This is a genomic window from Streptomyces sp. NPDC041129, from assembly GCF_055592265.1.
Map to the genome: position 1 here is coordinate 927655 of NZ_JBVIYV010000001.1, position 16694 is coordinate 944348.

The window sequence follows — 16694 nt, forward strand, 5'->3', positions numbered from 1 at the left end:
CACAAGGACATGACGCTTCGTGCACTTGCTCAACCTCGGGATCCTGGCCCATGTCGACGCCGGTAAGACCAGCCTGACCGAACGGCTGCTGCACGCGGCCGGGGTCACTGACGAGATCGGCAGCGTCGACGCCGGCAGCACCCGGACCGACACCCTCGCGCTGGAACGCCGGCGCGGCATCACGATCAGGTCGGCCGTCGTGTCGTTCCCGCTCGACACCGTGACCGTCAACCTCATCGACACCCCCGGCCACCCGGACTTCATCGCCGAGGTGGAACGGGTGCTCGGCGTGCTGGACGGCGCCGTCCTGGTCGTCTCGGCCGTCGAGGGCGTCCAGGCGCAGACCAGGGTGCTGATGCGGGCCCTGCGCAGGCTGCGCATTCCCACTCTCGTCTTCGTCAACAAGATCGACCGCCGCGGAGCCCGGGACCGGGCCGTGCTCGACGAGATGGCCCGCAGGCTCGCCGTACCGCTCGTGGCCATGGGAACGGCCGCCGCGCCCGGCACCCCCGCCGCCCGCTTCGTCCCGGGCCTCGGCCCCTCGGCGCTCGACGCGCTCACCGACCACGACGACGCCCTGCTGTCCGCGTACGTCGACGGCCGGGTCACCGCCCGGCGGCTGCGCGCGGCCCTGGCCCGGCAGACCCGGCGGGCGCTGGTCCATCCGGTCTACTTCGGCTCAGCCGTCACGGGGGCCGGGGTGCCCGAGCTGATCGAAGGCGTCGAGCGGCTGCTGCCCCCGGCCGGCGGCGACCCGGACGGCCCGCTGTCCGGCACGGTCTTCAAGGTCGAGCGGGGTCCGGCGGGGGAGAAGGTCGCCTACGCGCGGGTCTTCTCCGGCACCCTGCGGGTGCGCGACCGCGTCCCGTTCGGTGCCGCCCGCGAGGAGGGCAGGGTCACCGCGCTCACTGTCTTCGACCGGGGCGCCGACACCCGGCAGGACGGCGTCGCGGCGGGCCGGATCGCCCGGGTGTGGGGGCTCGGCGGCATCCGGATCGGCGACGCGCTCGGCACGCCCGGGCAGGCGTACGAGCACCACTTCGCGCCACCGAGCCTGGAGACCGTCGTCGTGGCGGGCCCAGGCGCAGACCGGGGCTCGCTGCACCTGGCACTCACCCAGTTGGCCGAACAGGACCCCCTGATCGGCGTCCGCCACGACGAGGCGCGCGGCGAGACCTCTGTGTCCCTGTACGGCGAGGTGCAGAAGGAGGTCGTCCAGGCCACGCTCGCCGAGGAGTACGGGCTGGACGTCACCTTCCGGGAGACCACCACCCTGTGCGTCGAACGGCTCACCGGCACCGGTCACGCGGTGGAGTTCAACAAGAAGGACGCCAACCCCTTCCTCGCCACCGTCGGCCTGCGAGCCGACCCCGCCGAGCCCGGCTCGGGCGTCGAGTTCCGGCTGGAGGTCGAGCTGGGCTCCATGCCGTACGCCTTCTTCAAGGCCGTGGAGGACACGGTCCGCGAGACCCTCGGCCAGGGGCTGCACGGCTGGCAGGTCCCCGACTGCACGGTCACCATGACCCACTCCGGCTACTCACCCCGGCAGAGCCACGCCCACCAGGGGTTCGACAAGAGCATGTCCAGCACCGGATACGACTTCCGCGGGCTGACCCCGCTGGTGCTGACCGAGGCGCTGCGCCGGGCGGGCACCCGGGTGCACGAGCCGATGCACCGCTTCCGCCTCGAGGCCCCCGCCGACACCCTGGGCGCCCTGCTGCCGGTGCTGGCCCGGCTGGGCGCCGTACCGGAGCACACCGGGGCCCAGGGTCAGGTTTGTGTGCTGGAGGGTGCCGTGCCGGCCGCGCGGGTGCACGAACTGGAGCAGCGGCTGCCCGGACTCACCCGGGGCGAGGGCGAGCTGGAGACCGCGTTCGACCACTACGCGCCGGTCACCCGCCGTCCGGTGCCCGAGCGCCCGCGCACCGACCACAACCCGCTCGACCGGAAGGAGTACCTGCTGAACGTGACGCGCAGGGTGGGCGACTGAGACCGTCTCCCCGCGGCGTCCTCGCCGGCGTGGCACGGCCCCCGGGGTCATGGGGGCACCCCGGGGGCCGTGCGCCGCTCAGTTTCCGCCCGGGCCCGTCCAGCCGTCCCGCACATGCCCCAGCCGGACGCGCTGCGGATGGTCGCCGACCGGGACCGACGTCACCTTCCGGCCGGTGGCGAAGTCGATCGCGGTGACCTGGTCCGCCCCGGACTCGGAGACCACGCAGTCCTTGCCGTCCCCGCTGACCGTGGCCCAGTACGGCTTGGACGCGGAGACCAGGGGGCCCTCCTGGAGGGTGGCGCGGTCGACCACCGCGGCGTAGTCGTCCATCGTGCCCGCCACGCAGAGTTTGGTGCCCGCGGGATTCATCGAGAGCCCGTGGTGGCGCGAGTCGTTGACCCAGGTGGTGCGGTCCGGACTGGTCGCCGGGTTCTTCGGCAGGGTCTTCATCCGGGTGATCTTGTCGGTGGCGACGTCGTACTCCAGGAAGCCGTTGAAGAACGACACCTGGAAGTACAGCTTGGACTCGTCGGGGGAGAAGACGGCGGGGCGCACGGCGTCGGAGAAGTCCTTCAGCCCGTAGGCGTCCAGCCGCTGCCGCATGTCGATGACCTTGACCTGCTTGAAGGTCGTCGCGTCCACGACCGTGATGTGCCGGTCGCCCTTGGTCCAGTCCCAGAGCGGGTCGTCCAGGGCGGTGTTGACGTCACCGATGGACATGTTCCAGATGTACTTGCCGTCCCTGGTGAAGATGTTCTCGTGCGGCTTGTCGCCGGTGGCGAACGAGCCGAGCTGCCTGCCGGTACCGATGTCCAGCACGTGCACGGTGTTCGCGGTCGAGGCGGACACCGCGACGCGGGTGCCGTCCGGTGAGACGGCCATGTGGTCGGCCCGGTAACCGGACACGGCGAAGCGCCAGTCGACCTTTCCGGTGGCCAGGTCGATCGAGACGACGTCCGCGAAGCTGGGGCGGGAGACCACGACGGAGCGGCCGTCCGGGGTGGAGTACATGTCGTCGGCGAACTGGTCGTGGCCCTCGCCCACACTGTTGCGGACGGCCTGGAAGTAGATCCACTTGATCGGGTCCGCGTTGATCTCCGCCATCCGCTGGTCCTTGTCCGGGACCACGTCGATCCGGCCGATCTTCGCGTAGTCGCCGGAGGACCTGATCACATCGGCGGTGCCGTCCCAGTTGTTGCCGACGAACAGCGCCTCCCGCAGACCGCCGGCGTCCGAGGCGGAAGCGGTGGCGGCGGTCGCCGGGCCGGCGAGGGTCAGCGCGAGGGCGGCGGCCATGGAGCAAAGGTGCCTGGTTCTGGAGGCAGGCATGACTGCTCTCTTTCCTCGGGGAATCTGAACACGGGCGCTTTCACTGTGAACTTACTGAAAAGTAAGGAAGGGTCGGCCTTCTCGACAAGATGTGTGCACGACAAGATTGGGGGAGCGGTGAAGCGGGAGGGGGCAGCGTGACGGGCAGGCTGAGGGCGCCGACGGGCCGTTACGGCGGCAGGTCCGCCGAGGAACGGCAGGCCGAGCGGCGCCGCCGCTTCCTGGACGCCGCGCTGCGGCTGTTCGGCGACACCCCCGGCTACCGGGCGACCACGGTGTCCGCCCTGAGCCAGGCCGCGGGCCTGTCCACCCGCCAGTTCTACGAGGAGTTCCGCACCCTGGAGGACGTCCTCGCGGAACTGCACCTGGAGGTCAACGGCTGGGCGGAAGCGGCCGTGCTGGACGCGCTCGCGGAGGCGGAGGGGCTGCCGCTGGCCGAGCGGGTCGCCGTGCTGTTCCGCGCCTACGCCCGCGACGTCACCCGGGACCCGCGCCGCATCCGCATCGCCTTCGTGGAGATCATCGGCGTCAGCGCCCGGCTGGAGGAGCAGCGGCTCGCCCGCCGGGCCCGCTGGGTCGACCTGATCCGCGCGGAGGCCGACGCGGCCGTGTCCCGCGGGGAGGCGGCGGTGCGCGACTACCGCCTCGCGGCCACCGCCTTCATCGGCAGCGTGAACGGCCTGCTGCACGACTGGAGCGCCGGCTGGGTGGACGCGACCCTGGACGAGGTCGTCGACGAACTCGTCCGCCAACTGCTGGGCATCCTGCGCCCGGGAGGCTGGCGGCCCGGGGGGTGAGCGGGGCGCGAAACCGGGCCGGGTGGCCGGTGGGACGGGGCTCGGCGCGCGGCATCCGGCCGTAGCTGGTCTGCTGGTTTCTGGGGGCCGTCGTACCCGTTCTCCGGAGATGCAGATGAGTACCTACCGAGTCGCGCAGGTGACCGCCCCGGACGGCACGTTCGAACTGGCCGAGCGAGAGGTGCCCCGCCCCGGGCCCGGACAGGTCCTGATCGCCGTGGAGGCGTGCGGGATCTGCCACAGCGACGCCCTCTTCGTGAGCGGCGGACTGCCGGGCGTGTCGTTCCCCGAGGTGCCCGGGCACGAGATCGCCGGGCGGATCGAGGAACTGGACGAGGGAGCACAGGACCGCGGATGGCGGGCCGGTGACCGGGTGGCCGTCGGCTGGTTCGGCGGCAGCTGCGGCCACTGCGCGCCCTGCCGCGAGGGCGATTTCATCGTCTGCCGGAACCTGAAGGTCCCGGGCTGGACGTACGACGGTGGCTTCGGCGACAAGGTGCTCGTGCCCGTCGACGCGCTGGCCCGGATCCCCGAGGGGCTTGCGGCGGGCGACGCCGGGCCGATGGCCTGTGCCGGCGTCACCACGTTCAACGGGCTGCGGCGCAGCTCCGCCAGGCCGGGCGACCTGGTCGCGGTGCTCGGACTCGGCGGCCTCGGGCACCTCGGGGTGCAGTACGCGGCCGCCATGGGCTTCGAGACCGTGGGGATCGCCCGGGGCGCCGAGAAGGCCGACTTCGCCAAGCAGCTGGGCGCCCACCACTACGTCGACAGCACCTCCGGCACTCCGGTCGCCGAGGCCCTGCAGTCCCTCGGCGGGGCCAAGGTCGTCCTCGCCACCGCCGGGCACTCCGAGGCCATCACGGCGACCGTGGACGGCCTGGCGCACCGCGGCGAGCTGGTGGTCATCGGAGCGGACACCGAGCCGCTGGGCATCAGCCCCGTCCAGTTGCTCATGAGCGGCCGGGTGGTCCGCGGTCACCCCTCCGGCACCGCCAAGGACGTCGAGGACACCATGGCCTTCAGCGCCCTGCACGGCATCCGCCCGATGACGGAGTCCGTGCCGCTGGAGCAGGCGGACGAGGCCTACCGGAAGATGCTCGCCGGCCGGGCCCGCTTCCGGATGGTGCTCACCACCGGCTGAGACGTCCTCCCACGGGCCGGAATCCCCCCGGGCGCAATGCTTCGAAGTCACCCTTTCGGGAAGCGGGCACCAGGTTTCCGCGGGCGAAGTACCGAACATGACCGGAACGAGCCACTGCGCGTGTGAAGAAACGGCGGACTCCGTTCCCTTTCCCGCCGTTTCCTGGCGTGCGGCAATGACCGGAAAGCGGAACCCGGGCCGCCTCGCGTGCTTTTCGGTCAAACTGTCCATGCCTTCTGTGGGCGAGTGAGGGGTGTCCCCTAGGATCAATTCAGAGCGCTGCGGGGTTGGGCCTGTGGTGCCCTATTTCCGAGGGAGACGCAATGGGCGAGTCGAACACCGACCAGAAGATCCTCGAGGAGATCGAGGACCTCGACTCTCTGGAGGTCCTGGAGGCCGAGGACCTGGACGACAGCGTGGCCTTCCACGCATTCCGGTTCCGCAGCTAAGGCCGGCCCGGACCAGACATGAAAACGGGTGGGCGGCCCGGTTTTCCGGCCCGCCCACCCGTTGTCGTCGTGCGGATCGTTTTCGAGGAATGAATCCCGGCGTTATCGGCGAGAAAGGGTTCACGGCCCCCTGTGGCGATTTATGTACGGCTGTTGCGGCACCGGCGCTTCGCCGGTCTATGTTTCGGGCAGATAGTCTCCCTTCTCGGTGACGCGTTTTTCCCCATCATTGTCGTGGTGGCGGCCGCGAAGGCGGGCACGCCCGCCGAGACCATCGGCGCCGTCTTCGCCGCACGCTTCGTCGCCCTCGGCGGAGTGGTGCTGTTCAGCGGAGCCCTCCTGGACCGGTTCGACCCGGTCCGCGCGGCCGTCGTCGCGGACTCCACCCGCGTCGCCGCTCTCGCCGCTCTCGCCCTGGTCTGGGACGGCGGGCTGGACGCCGTCGTCATCGTCGTCGCCGTACTGATCGGACTGTGCGAGGCGGTCAGCGAGCCGGCGCTGCTCGTCGTCGCGCCCCGGGTCCTCCCGGACCGCGCGGCCCGGAGCGCCGCCGACGAGGAGGACGCCGAGGTCACCGCCGCCTACGGCCTGCTGGAAGGCATGCGCAACAGCGCCGGCATGGTCGGACCCACCCTGGCCGCCGCCGTCGTGGGCGCACTCGGCGCGCCGACGGGCGCCGTGCTGGCCGCGTTCGCCTTCGGTGTCTCCGCCGCCGCCACCCGCTGGGCCGGCGCGCACATCGGGACCCGCCGCCAGGCCGGCCCCGCCGAGACGGAACAGGCGTCCGAGAAGGCGGGGCCCGAGCCGGACGGGGCGCCGGGCGACCCCCGGGGTGAGGACGCCGGGGAAGCCGAACCGTCCCTCCTGCGCACCGCCGTCCAGGGCCTCGCCGTACTGTGGCGCATCCCGTGGCTGCGCCACGTGCAGCTCCTCGCCGTCGTGCACGTGGTGTTCGCCGTCGGTCCCTGGATGGTCGCCCTGCCCGTCTTCCTGATCGAGCGTGGCCACAGCGCCACCGTGTACGGGTTCGTCCTGGGTGCCTTCGCCATCGGCAACGCAGTGGGTGCCCTCGTCGGCGGCCGGATCGGCGGCCCTCACCGCGGTCTGTGCGCGCTGGCCCTGCTCGCCCTGTACGGCGTGACCGTGCTGGCGCCCGTGGTGACCGGGTCCGTCGTGCTGCTCGCCGCGGCCTTCTTCGCGGGCGGTGTCGGGCAACAGGCCTTCGACGTCGTCAAGATGACCGGCCTGCGCCGGGACGTCCCCGAGGACCTGCACGGGCGCGCCTTCTCGGCGGACTTCTTCTTCTCCTTCGCCTCCCTGCCGCTCGGGCAGTTGATCGGCGCCGGACTGCTCCGCTTCGCCGACGCCCGCTCGATCATGCTGTGGGGCGGCGCCCTGGTGCTCGTCTCCACCGCCGCGGTGGCCGTGCGGCCGGACGTCCGCCGGTTCGCCTCCGCGCGGCCCGCGGACACCGTCCCGGCACCGGGTACACCTCTCATGGAACGGTCGCAGGATGCCGGCACACGTTGATCTCTTCGAAGAGCACGGCGAGGTCGCGGCACTGTGGTCCGGCCGCCCCTACAGCGGCCGCACGGTCGTGTGCTTCGACCGCCACCTCGATCTCAAACCCCTGGCTCCGGGCGGCGCCGAGGCGCTGCGGGCCGCCGCTGACGAGGGCGGCTCCCCGGCTCCGCTGGTGCGCCGGCTGCCGGTGCGCGGGGTGCCGGGCGCCTTCGGCCTCGACGACTTCTGGTCCGCCGCAGCCATCGCGGCCGGCCTCACCGACCTGGTCTGGGTGCCGAGTTGGCGCTCCTTCGACGGCTGGCCGGAGCACGCGCTGGACGCCGTCTCGCTGATCGGCACCGCGGGCGCACCTGCCGACCCGCGGGCCGAGCGCTGCTGTCTCTCGGTCACCCTGTGCGGGGTCCGGCTCTCCGTCGTACCTCCCGACCTCCTCGTCGACCACCTCGACCGGCACGTGCGCACGGACGTCCTGACGGACATCGACCTGGACTGGCTGGTGGACGAGCACGGCCGGTCCGAGCACAGCACGGACGAGCTGGCCCGTCTGGTCGACGCCTGCGGAGGCGAACTGACCGCGATGACCTGGTCCACCCGGTCGGGTTTCCTGCCGTCCGAGTACCGCACCGTGGGTGCGGACGTCGCCGCGCGGCTCGGGCTGCGCGCGCGCCGGTCCTCGTATCTGCCCGCGACACCGTGGCCGGAGGACCTGATGCTGCGCGTCCACCAGGGCGCCGAACCGCCCGGACCCGAGGCGGACGGCGACGGACAGGAAGCGGGCGTCGTCACCGCCCTGCGCGGCCTGGCGCACACGGCGGAACGCCCCGACGCGGCGCAGCAGTGCTTCGAGCGGGCCGCCGCCCACGGCTACCGCTCCAGCTGGCTCGCCTACCGCATCGGCGCCGCCCGCTTCGCCCAGGGCGACCACCGCACCGCCCGCTCCTACCTGCGCGAGGCGGCGGCCATCGACGCCCAGGACACCCTCGGCGCACACGCCCGGATCATGGCCGCGCGGGCCACCCTGCGACTGGACGGCGCCGGCGCCGCCCTGGACGAGTTCCGCGCCCTCGCGGCCGAACTGCCGTTGCGCAAAGGGGTCTGGAAGACGCTGCGCGTGCTCGCCCGCGCCCAGGGCGACCCGGACACGGCGGAGGCGGCCGGGCGGGAGCTGCGGCGGCTGGCCCGCCTGACCGGGCCCGGTGCCGCCGCCGGGCCGGAGGCGGACCGGCCGTGATCGACGTACTCCTGGTGATGCCACCGGTCAGCGAGGCCGTGCAGTTCCCGTACCTGGCCCTGCCCCAGCTCACCGCTGCCTGGACCGCCCAGGGACACCGGGTACGCACCCTCGACCTGAACCTGGAGTACCGCGACGAGGTGCTCCTGCGGCGCCCATCAGTCCCGGAGCAGCGGGAAGCCGACGGCGCGTCGACCGCGGCCGCCGTCTACCGCGGTGTCAGCGAGGCCTACCGGGCCGCCCACGGGGACCTGCTGCTGCGCACCGCCCGGGACCGCTCCGCAGGCTTCGCCCAGGAGACGGCCATCACCGCGACCGGCCGCTATGTCCTGCAACAGGCCGCCCGGGACGGCTGGATCCTCCCCGGGACGCCCCGGCTGGGGCGGATCGACGAGCTGGTCGAGGCGTCCCTCGGCACCTGGTCCGCCCGCTGGTGCGCCGACCGCCTCGAAGCGCTGCTCGCCGAACACCGGCCCCGCCTCCTGGCCTTCACCGTCCCGTTCTTCAGCCAGGTGGTCCCCACCCTCGCGCTGACCACTCTGCTCAAACGGCGCCGGCCGGACCTCCCCATCGCCCTGGGCGGCCCGACCGTCCAGATGTGGGCCGCTCTGCTGCGCCGCAGGACCGCGGCGGCCGGCTCGGTCGACCACTGGTGCGCGGGCCACGGCGAGGACTTCCTGACCGGTGTACTCGGGACCGGCCCGGCCCGCACCCGTGAGGTGCCGGAGCGGCCCGCCGACGGCCTGCGTGACGGGTTCGTCCTCAACCACCAGCCCGCGCCCGACTTCCGGCAGTTCGACTTCGCGGACTACAGCAACCAGGCCCATCAGTTCCCCTACCGCCTGACCGTGGGCTGCTACTGGGGAAGGTGCACGTTCTGCTCGTACGGCAACCGCTACCGCGACGCCCGGGCCTTCCAGCAGATCGACCCCGAAACCGCGGCCCGGCACCTCGTCGGACTCGCCCGCCGGCTCGGCATCACCGATGTGGCCGTGGCCGACGAGAACACCGGCCTGCGGCACCTGTTGCGGGTCATGGACGCCGTGCGCCGCAGCGGAGCGGACCTGACCTTCCGGGTACGGGCCCGTCTGGAGCCGGAACTGGCCGACCCCGGCTTCTGCCGCCGGCTGCGCGAGGCCGGCTGCGTGCAGATCTCGACCGGTTTCGAGACGGCCCACCAGGACATACTCGACTCCCTGCACAAGGGACAGGACGCGGCCCACGCCGAGCGGGCCGTGCTCAACCTGACCGGCGCGGGCATCGTCACCAACCTCTCCTTCATGGACGGCTACGACCACCCCCGGGCCGTCGAGGGCCATCACGACACGGTCGGCGTCATCCAGCGCCACCCGGCGGACATGGGCCTGGACACCCTGCAACTGGTCGTGGCCGAACCCGGCAGCTACCTGTGGGCGGACCGGCGGCGCGAGGACGACGACCCGCTCGTCACCAACGACGGACTGGCCTTCGCCGCGGGACGCGTCGGCGGCGCGGTCCTCGACGGCACCGCGACCGACGAGGCCCGCGACCGGCTGCTGCGGATGACCGTCGAGGCCGTACCCGACGCCGAACGCGCCGGCCGCCCCGACCTGCCGCAGCACACGGACGGACGGCCGGAAGTGACCGAGGGCCCGGCGACGGCGGCCCGGCCGCGGTTCGCCGTCGCCCTGCGACGGGTGGGCGGCCGCTGGTTCCTGGCCGACGTGGCCTGGCCGCGGATGGCGGCCGTGCCCGCCGCCCTGACGCCCACCCCGGACGGCCGGTTCCGGGCCGAGGACCGGGACGGCCGGCGCTGGCTGCACCGGATGCTCGACAAACGCCTGCTGGAGCCCGACGGGCCGGACACGTCCACGGCACCCGGCACCCGCCGGGCACCCGCTGCGTCCGAGACCCTCGGAGGGAGGAGCGTGTGATGGAGAAGCTCGGACTGGGGCTGGGCATGGACCTGGTCTGGGGGGAGCGGATCGGCTTCGAGAAGACCGGACCCGGCCGCCCCACCGACCAGGTGGCCGCCTTCCTGAGACACAACGCCCCCGCCTACGACTACATGTTCGTCGCCTTCCAGCCCATCGACTACGGGCCACTCGCCGCCGAGCGCTACTTCCCGGCGTACGACCGGCTCTTCGAACTGTTCGGCGCCGAACGGCCCCGCGCCTTCCACCACACCATGCTCAACACCGGCAGCCCGGAGCGCTACCGGCGCGCCGAGATCGCGGACTTCACCAACACGCTCATCGAGCGCTACGGATTCCGCTGGGTCATCGAGGACCTCGGCATCTGGTCCCTCGCGGGCCGCAGTATGCCGTACCCCATGCCGCCCGTCCTCACCGCGGAAGGCCTGGAGCACTGCGTGAGCGGTGTGGCCGACTGGGTGGGGCGGCTGCGGGCGCCCCTGTCCGTGGAGTTCCCGGGTTTCACCGAAGGCGGCAGCTTCCTCGTCGGCGACCTTGACGCCTTCACCTTCTACGACACGGTGATCCGGGAGACCGGAGCCCTGGCGACGATCGACATCGGGCACATCCTCGCCTACCAGTGGCTCACGGGACGCACCGGACCGCGGATGTTCGAGGGCCTGGACGCGCTGCCGCTCGACCGCTGCCACGAAGTGCACCTGTCGGGCTGCCAGATCGTCGACGGGCGCTTCCGCGACCTGCACCACGGAGTGCTGCTCGACGAACAACTGGCCCTGCTGGAGCACCTGCTGCCGCAGATGCCGAACCTGACCGGAGTCACCTACGAGGACCCCAAGTTCACCGCCGACGGACACCTCGTGCCGAAGTCGCGGCCCAACGCGGAGCGGCTGTTCGCGCTCGTGCGGTCCTGGAAGGAGGGCGGCGCCCGTGCCGCATGAGACCCCGGCGCCCGTCCGCACCCCGCCCGCGCGGCACGAGCGGATCCTGAAGGTCCTCGACCGCCTCCTGTACGACAGGGAGTTCCGCGAGGCGTTCACCGCCGACGGCCCCACCAGTGACCGGCTGGCGCTCGACGCCGACCTCGTGGCGGCCTTCGGCCGGGTGGACGTGCACGAACTGGCCCTGGTGGGACGGAACATACGCTCCGAGGTGGTCTCCGGCGGCACCGGCACCGGACCCGGCCTCAAGGGGGCGTTCCCCAGAACCCTGGACGAGCTGCGGGAACGGCGCGGGGTGGCCGTCAACCAGGTGGCCGAGCAGTTCGTCGCCTCGCCGTCCTTCCAGCGGTTCCGCGACGTCCCGTTCTCCCCCTACGGCCGCGGCACGACCCTGCCCGAGTGCTTCCACCGCTTCATGGCAGGCCGGCCCCCGGCACTCGACCCGCTCGGCGAACTGGAGCCCCTCGTCCACCACGAGGCCGCCGCCGCCGTCGTCCGCGCGGTCGCCACCGGAGCCCACGCCACCTTCGACGTCACCCTCGCGCACACGGCCTTCCACGGCGGCGTCCTGTGCGGGTTCCGCGCGTACGACGAGGCGCCCGGGGAATGGCTGCTGAAACCGACGATGTTCCTGGCGGGCGGCGGCCGCTGCGTCATCGGCCCCGCTCGCCGCCCACTGTACGAGGCCCTGACCACCTTCCTGGACGGGCGCCTGGACGCGCTCGCACCGCCGGTGCGGACCTCACTGGAGGACCGAGTGCGCGCATGGGGGCTGCGATGAACACTCGGCGAACGGAGATCCGCCGGCCGGACGAGACGGACCGGCTCGACCTCGACCGTTTCCACCGCGACCACTGGCGCCGCCGGCCCGTCGTCCTGCGCGGCTGCGGCCCGCGCTTCCTGGCGCCCGCGCTGACCTGGTCCGACGTCACGGCCCTGGAGGCCCGCCTGGACGGGGACACCTCCGGAGCCGGCGTGCACCGGCGCCCCGACGGCACCGTGCTGTTCGTCAACCAGGCCCAGCACACCGTGCCGGAACTGGCCGCCGCCTGCGAGAAGCTGGCCGGTCTCTTCGGCTGGGACGAGTGCACGGCCGACCTCTCGGTCACCCGCGGCGGCGGCGCCGGAATCGGCTGCCACTTCGACCACAGCGACAACTTCGTCGTACAGCAGCAGGGCTCCAAGAGCTGGCGCGTCGGACTGCCCGAGCACACCAGCCGCGAGCGGCAGCGCAAACGCATGCTGGAGACCAAGGGATTCGTCCCCTCGGGCAGGCTCCCGCAGCGGCCCTGGGAAGTGCTGCTGCACCCCGGTGACGTGCTCTACCTGCCGCTGTTCGCACCCCACGAGGGGGTCGAGAACCCGGACGGCGCCGACGAGGGCTCGGTCAGCGTCTCCTTCTCGTACAACGCGCGCAGCGCGCTGGGCACCCACCTCAAGCCGCTGCTGCGCGCACTGACCGCGCAGGACGCCTGGTGGGAGCCGCTGCCCGTCGACGGGGCCGACCCCGAACGGCTCGAGGCGGCACTCGTACGGGCCCTGCGCACCATCACGCGCCCGGCGCCGGAACCGACGCAACAGCTCGCGGAACCGGCGGCACGAGGGGCAGAACCGGCGGGACAGGGGGAGGCATGAGGCTGAAGGAACTAGCGGCGGACAGGTCGGCGGCGGGACTGCCCGATCTGTCGCTGATCGTCCTGGCCGAGGACGCCGACGCCGTCGCAGCCGACGAACAGGTGCGCCGGGTAGTGGCCCGGCAGTACCTCGTACGGCTCCTGCGCGCGGTCAGGACGCTGCGCGAGGACCGTCCCGACGCGCCCGAGGTCGCCCGCGCCCTGGAACTGCTGGACGCATGGGACGTCGACGAGGCCCTGGACCGGGCACTGCGCCCGGACATGACCGGCTGGATCTGGCGCAGCACCAGGCCCGGCACCGACCCCGGGACCCTGCTCACCCAGCTCGGCCGGTGCCTGGACCCCGAACGGGAGGGTGCGACGGCCCACGTGGACCTCGGCGGCCGGCGCCCCGCGGCACCGGTCGTCACCACCGCCGCCGGAAGCCGCGCCGCCCAGCTGTTCGGATGGGCCTGCGAGGGCGACGAGGACCCGCTCGACCTCACCCCGGAGCGGGCGCGGGAGTTCGCCGCGACCGTGCAGCGGGGAGCCGACGCGCTGGCGGCGGTGTGGCCCGAGGGCCGGGAGATGGCGGCGATCGACATCCAGGCGTTCGCGGCACTGGGCGGCCAGCGCGGGCTGCGGCCCCTGAACTTCAGCATCCACGGGCTGCGGGGCCTGGTCCTGACCAGCGAACGGCCCGCCTACATGCTGGCCCAGACCCTGGTCCACGAGGCCACCCACCAGCGCTTCAGCGGCATCCTCGACTGTGTGGCGGTGGTCCGCAATCCCGAGGCGCGGCACCACTCGCCGTTCGTGGACGCCGAGCGCCCGCTCGGGCACATCGTGCACGGCATCCTCTCGTTCATCAACGACGTCCACGTGGCCGCCCGCCACCTCGGGGCCGAGCGCGATCCGGTCGAACGGGCCCGCATCCAGCGGTACCTGGCGCTGAAGACCGATCAGCTCCGGGTCGCCGAGAAGAACCTGCTCGAGGTCGCCGAACCCACCGAGCACGGCGCCCGGCTGTTCGCGGGGTGCCGGAGCGCGATCGACCGGCTCGACCGTGGCTGACCAGGGACCCCATGGCCCACCCTCCGTCCTGACCGGCCCCGGCGAGGACGTCGTCGGCGAGGCGCTGGCGCGGGCCCGCGCCCGGCTCGGCCCCCGGGCGCACATCGACCGCGACGAGCACGACGGGCTGTGCCGGGTGCGGATCCGCCTCGGCCCGGCCCGGCACGGCCACACCCCGCAGTGGGGCGTCGCCGCCCACGACAGCGCCTACGTGGCGGCCGAACTGGACGGCGGTGTGGCCCGGCTGCTCGACGACCGCGCGCTGCTGGCCCGGCGCCGTCCGCTGTCCGGCCCGCTGTCGGGCCCGGCGCTGCTCACGCCGCAGATGGCCGGGATCCTGGTGCACGAGTGCTTCGGGCACACAAGCGAGGCCGACAACTACCTGGCCCAGCGGCAGGCCCTCGGCCGGTCCCTCGGCGACGCGTGGACCCGGGCCCCGCTGACGGTACGGGACCGCCCGACGGCCCGTCCGTACGCGGGCAGCTACCTCCGGGACGACGAGGACACCGTCCCCCGGACCGTCACGCTGGTCGGCGACGGCCGCTGGAGCGCGCTGCTCACCTCGCGGGGGACCCGGGCCCTGAGCGCGGGCAGCAGCACCGGGCACGGCCGCGGCGCCCGGGGCGCGGTCGTACCGCGCTGCAGCGTGCTCGATGTGGAACCAGGCCGGCACGCCCAGCCGGAGCTGCTCGAACGGGTCGGTGACGGCTGGGTCCTCGGAACCGCGGTCGGCGGCTTCTCCGTGCGCGAACACCTCATCCTCGAGGCGCTGTGGGCCCGCCGGGTGCGCGACGGGCGGCCGACGGACGACGTCGTGGGGCCGGTGGCCGTCTGCGCGCCGAAGGCGGCGCTGGCGCGGCAGATCACCGCGGTGGGCAGCGACGTACGTGTGCACAGCTCGCCGTACGCCTGCGTCAAGGACGGTCATGCGGTCGGCTCCACTCTCATCAGCCCCTCCCTGCTCCTGGCCCGCTGCGTGGTACGGCCGCTGGAGCAGGTGCGGCGACTGGTCCGCCGTTCGGGATCCGCTGCCTGAGCCACCGCGGGGCCCCGAAGCACGCCGCTCAGGTCTGCCGGGCGTTCACCGGAGTGTTGGCGACCTCGTCCGGGCATTTCCGGCGCGGCCCCCGTATCCGCCGGTCGCGCCGCCAGTCCGACGTCGCGAGGGCCAGGGAGGCCGCCATGCCGGCGAGGGCGGCGGCCAGAGCGGCGAAGAGGGCGCCGCGGTAGTCGTGGCTCCTGCCGAGCACCAGATAGAAGAGCCCGGGCAGGGCCGCGGTGCCCACCGCCGCGCCGAGCCGCTGCCCGGTCTGCAGGGCGCCGCCGGCCGCGCCCGCCATGCGCACCGGCACGTCCCGCAGGGTCATGGTGATGTTGGGGGAGACGACGAACCCGCCGCCGACACCGCCCAGGAGCAGCAGCGGGGCGGCGAGCCAGGGAGCGCTGCCCGCGGGCCCGTAGCGCAGCAGCAGCGCGGTGCCGCCGAGGCCGAGGACCACGCCCGTGAGACCGCACACCGTGAGCAGCCGGCCGAACCGCTCCACCAGCCGGCCGGCGACCACGGAGGTGATCGCCGAGCCGGCCGCGAACGGGGTCACCGCCAGGCCCGACCGCAGCGGGGAGAAGCCGAGGCCGTGCTGGTAGAAGAGGGCGAAGACCAGCCAGACGCCGCTGAAGCCGATGAAGTACAGCGTGCCGACACCGGCCCCGACGGCGTAGCCGCGCACGGTGGTGAACAGCCGCGGATCGAGCAGAGGCTGCGTGCCACGGGCGACGAGGCGCCGCTGCCACCCGGCGAAGACGACCAGAACCGCGACTCCGACGGGGAACAGCCACCAGAGCTGCCCGATGCCGCCCGAGTCCGCCTGCACCAGCGGATACATCAGGCAGAGCACGCCGAGACCCAGCAGCAGGACCCCGGGCACGTCCACGTGCCCCCGGCCGGACCGCCGGGTACGGGGCAGCAGGCGCCGGCCGAGCAGCACCGCGAGGATGCCGATGGGGACGTTGACGTAGAAGATCCACCGCCAGCCCTGGGCGCCGGAGGCGAGGGCGAGGATGACGCCCCCGGTGATCGGGCCCACGGCCGAGGAGATACCGACGGTCGAACCGAAGAACCCGAAGGCACGACCGCGCTCGGCGCCGCGGAAGAGCTGCTGGATGAGCGCGGAGTTCTGCGGGGCCATGAAGCCCGCCGCAAGGCCCTGGGCCAGCCGGGCCGCCACCAGCAGCGTGATGCCGGGAGCCGCGCCGCAGGCCGCGCTGAAGATCACGAAGGCGCTGAGGGCCAGCAGGAAGATGCGCCGCCGGTCCAGGGCGTCGCCGAGCCGCCCGGCGGTGACGAGGGCCAGGGCGAAGGTGAGGGCGTATCCGGAGACCACCCACTGCACCTGTGCGGCGGAGGCGTGCAGGTCGCGCTGGATGGTGGGCAGGGCGACCGCCACGATCGTCACGTCCAGCAGACTCATGAAGCCGGCCACCAGGGTGACCCACAGGGCCCGCCACCGGCGCGGGTCCGGCTCGTACCCGGCATCGCGGGCGTCCGGATCCTGGGCGCCCGGCTCCCGGCCGCCCGCCGCAGACGCCGACCCTGTCACAGGGGCCGCTCCTCTCAACCGCCCGAACCCGGACGAATCAGGTTCCCCGCCGGGCACGCCGCACACATGGCCACCACCACGGATGAGGCCGGGCC

The 16694-nt window shown here is 73.2% G+C and carries 14 protein-coding genes; 12 read left to right on the top strand and 2 right to left on the bottom strand.

The window, feature by feature from the left end; translation table 11 throughout:
• The first annotated feature begins 19 nt into the window (after positions 1 to 19).
• Positions 20 to 1990, top strand: coding sequence for a GTP-binding protein (locus tag ACZ6B1_RS03935; protein WP_468774701.1), 1971 nt, complete (start codon positions 20 to 22; stop codon positions 1988 to 1990).
• A gap of 78 nt (positions 1991 to 2068) precedes the next feature.
• On the opposite strand, the gene ACZ6B1_RS03940 is transcribed toward ACZ6B1_RS03935, so the two are convergent.
• The gene (locus ACZ6B1_RS03940) at positions 2069 to 3322 is read right to left on the bottom strand and encodes a YncE family protein (RefSeq protein WP_468774702.1); all 1254 of its coding nucleotides are present in this window, start codon (positions 3320 to 3322) and stop codon (positions 2069 to 2071) included.
• A gap of 137 nt (positions 3323 to 3459) precedes the next feature.
• Between ACZ6B1_RS03940 and ACZ6B1_RS03945 the strand changes: the two genes are divergently transcribed.
• The 11 genes from ACZ6B1_RS03945 to ACZ6B1_RS03995 all read left to right on the top strand — a co-directional run bounded on the left by ACZ6B1_RS03945 (position 3460) and on the right by ACZ6B1_RS03995 (position 15038).
• Positions 3460 to 4119 (top strand): TetR/AcrR family transcriptional regulator, encoded by a 660-nt coding sequence (locus ACZ6B1_RS03945; RefSeq protein ID WP_468774704.1) that lies wholly within the window; start codon positions 3460 to 3462, stop codon positions 4117 to 4119.
• A 115-nt stretch (positions 4120 to 4234) separates the two neighbouring features.
• On the top strand, positions 4235 to 5260 hold the full coding sequence (locus ACZ6B1_RS03950; RefSeq protein ID WP_468774706.1) for an alcohol dehydrogenase: 1026 nt from the start codon (positions 4235 to 4237) through the stop codon (positions 5258 to 5260).
• A gap of 323 nt (positions 5261 to 5583) precedes the next feature.
• Positions 5584 to 5709 carry a hypothetical protein gene (locus ACZ6B1_RS03955; RefSeq protein ID WP_351673548.1) on the top strand — a complete coding sequence of 42 codons (126 nt, stop codon included), beginning with the start codon at positions 5584 to 5586 and terminating at the stop codon, positions 5707 to 5709.
• A gap of 132 nt (positions 5710 to 5841) precedes the next feature.
• Complete coding sequence (locus ACZ6B1_RS03960) at positions 5842 to 7239, top strand: MFS transporter (protein ID WP_468774707.1); 1398 nt, start codon at positions 5842 to 5844, stop codon at positions 7237 to 7239.
• Positions 7223 to 8464 (top strand): tetratricopeptide repeat protein, encoded by a 1242-nt coding sequence (locus tag ACZ6B1_RS03965; RefSeq protein ID WP_468774709.1) that lies wholly within the window; start codon positions 7223 to 7225, stop codon positions 8462 to 8464. Before ACZ6B1_RS03960 ends, ACZ6B1_RS03965 begins: the two co-directional genes overlap by 17 nt.
• Positions 8461 to 10377 carry a B12-binding domain-containing radical SAM protein gene (locus ACZ6B1_RS03970; RefSeq protein ID WP_468774711.1) on the top strand — a complete coding sequence of 639 codons (1917 nt, stop codon included), beginning with the start codon at positions 8461 to 8463 and terminating at the stop codon, positions 10375 to 10377. Before ACZ6B1_RS03965 ends, ACZ6B1_RS03970 begins: the two co-directional genes overlap by 4 nt.
• The gene (locus ACZ6B1_RS03975; RefSeq protein ID WP_468774712.1) at positions 10377 to 11315 is read left to right on the top strand and encodes a multinuclear nonheme iron-dependent oxidase; all 939 of its coding nucleotides are present in this window, start codon (positions 10377 to 10379) and stop codon (positions 11313 to 11315) included. The genes ACZ6B1_RS03970 and ACZ6B1_RS03975 overlap by 1 nt, the downstream gene beginning before the upstream one ends.
• A complete protein-coding gene (locus tag ACZ6B1_RS03980; protein WP_468774714.1) occupies positions 11305 to 12096 on the top strand; it encodes a hypothetical protein in 792 nt (263 codons plus the stop codon). The genes ACZ6B1_RS03975 and ACZ6B1_RS03980 overlap by 11 nt, the downstream gene beginning before the upstream one ends.
• Positions 12093 to 12950 (top strand): JmjC domain-containing protein, encoded by an 858-nt coding sequence (locus ACZ6B1_RS03985; RefSeq protein WP_468774716.1) that lies wholly within the window; start codon positions 12093 to 12095, stop codon positions 12948 to 12950. The genes ACZ6B1_RS03980 and ACZ6B1_RS03985 overlap by 4 nt, the downstream gene beginning before the upstream one ends.
• Positions 12947 to 14002 (top strand): aKG-HExxH-type peptide beta-hydroxylase, encoded by a 1056-nt coding sequence (locus tag ACZ6B1_RS03990; protein WP_468774718.1) that lies wholly within the window; start codon positions 12947 to 12949, stop codon positions 14000 to 14002. Before ACZ6B1_RS03985 ends, ACZ6B1_RS03990 begins: the two co-directional genes overlap by 4 nt.
• Positions 13995 to 15038 (top strand): metallopeptidase TldD-related protein, encoded by a 1044-nt coding sequence (locus ACZ6B1_RS03995; protein ID WP_468774719.1) that lies wholly within the window; start codon positions 13995 to 13997, stop codon positions 15036 to 15038. Before ACZ6B1_RS03990 ends, ACZ6B1_RS03995 begins: the two co-directional genes overlap by 8 nt.
• Positions 15039 to 15066: 28 nt before the next feature.
• Here ACZ6B1_RS03995 and ACZ6B1_RS04000 read toward each other — a convergent pair whose 3' ends face one another.
• Positions 15067 to 16599 carry an MFS transporter gene (locus tag ACZ6B1_RS04000; RefSeq protein ID WP_468774721.1) on the bottom strand — a complete coding sequence of 511 codons (1533 nt, stop codon included), beginning with the start codon at positions 16597 to 16599 and terminating at the stop codon, positions 15067 to 15069.
• Positions 16600 to 16694 lie beyond the last annotated feature (95 nt).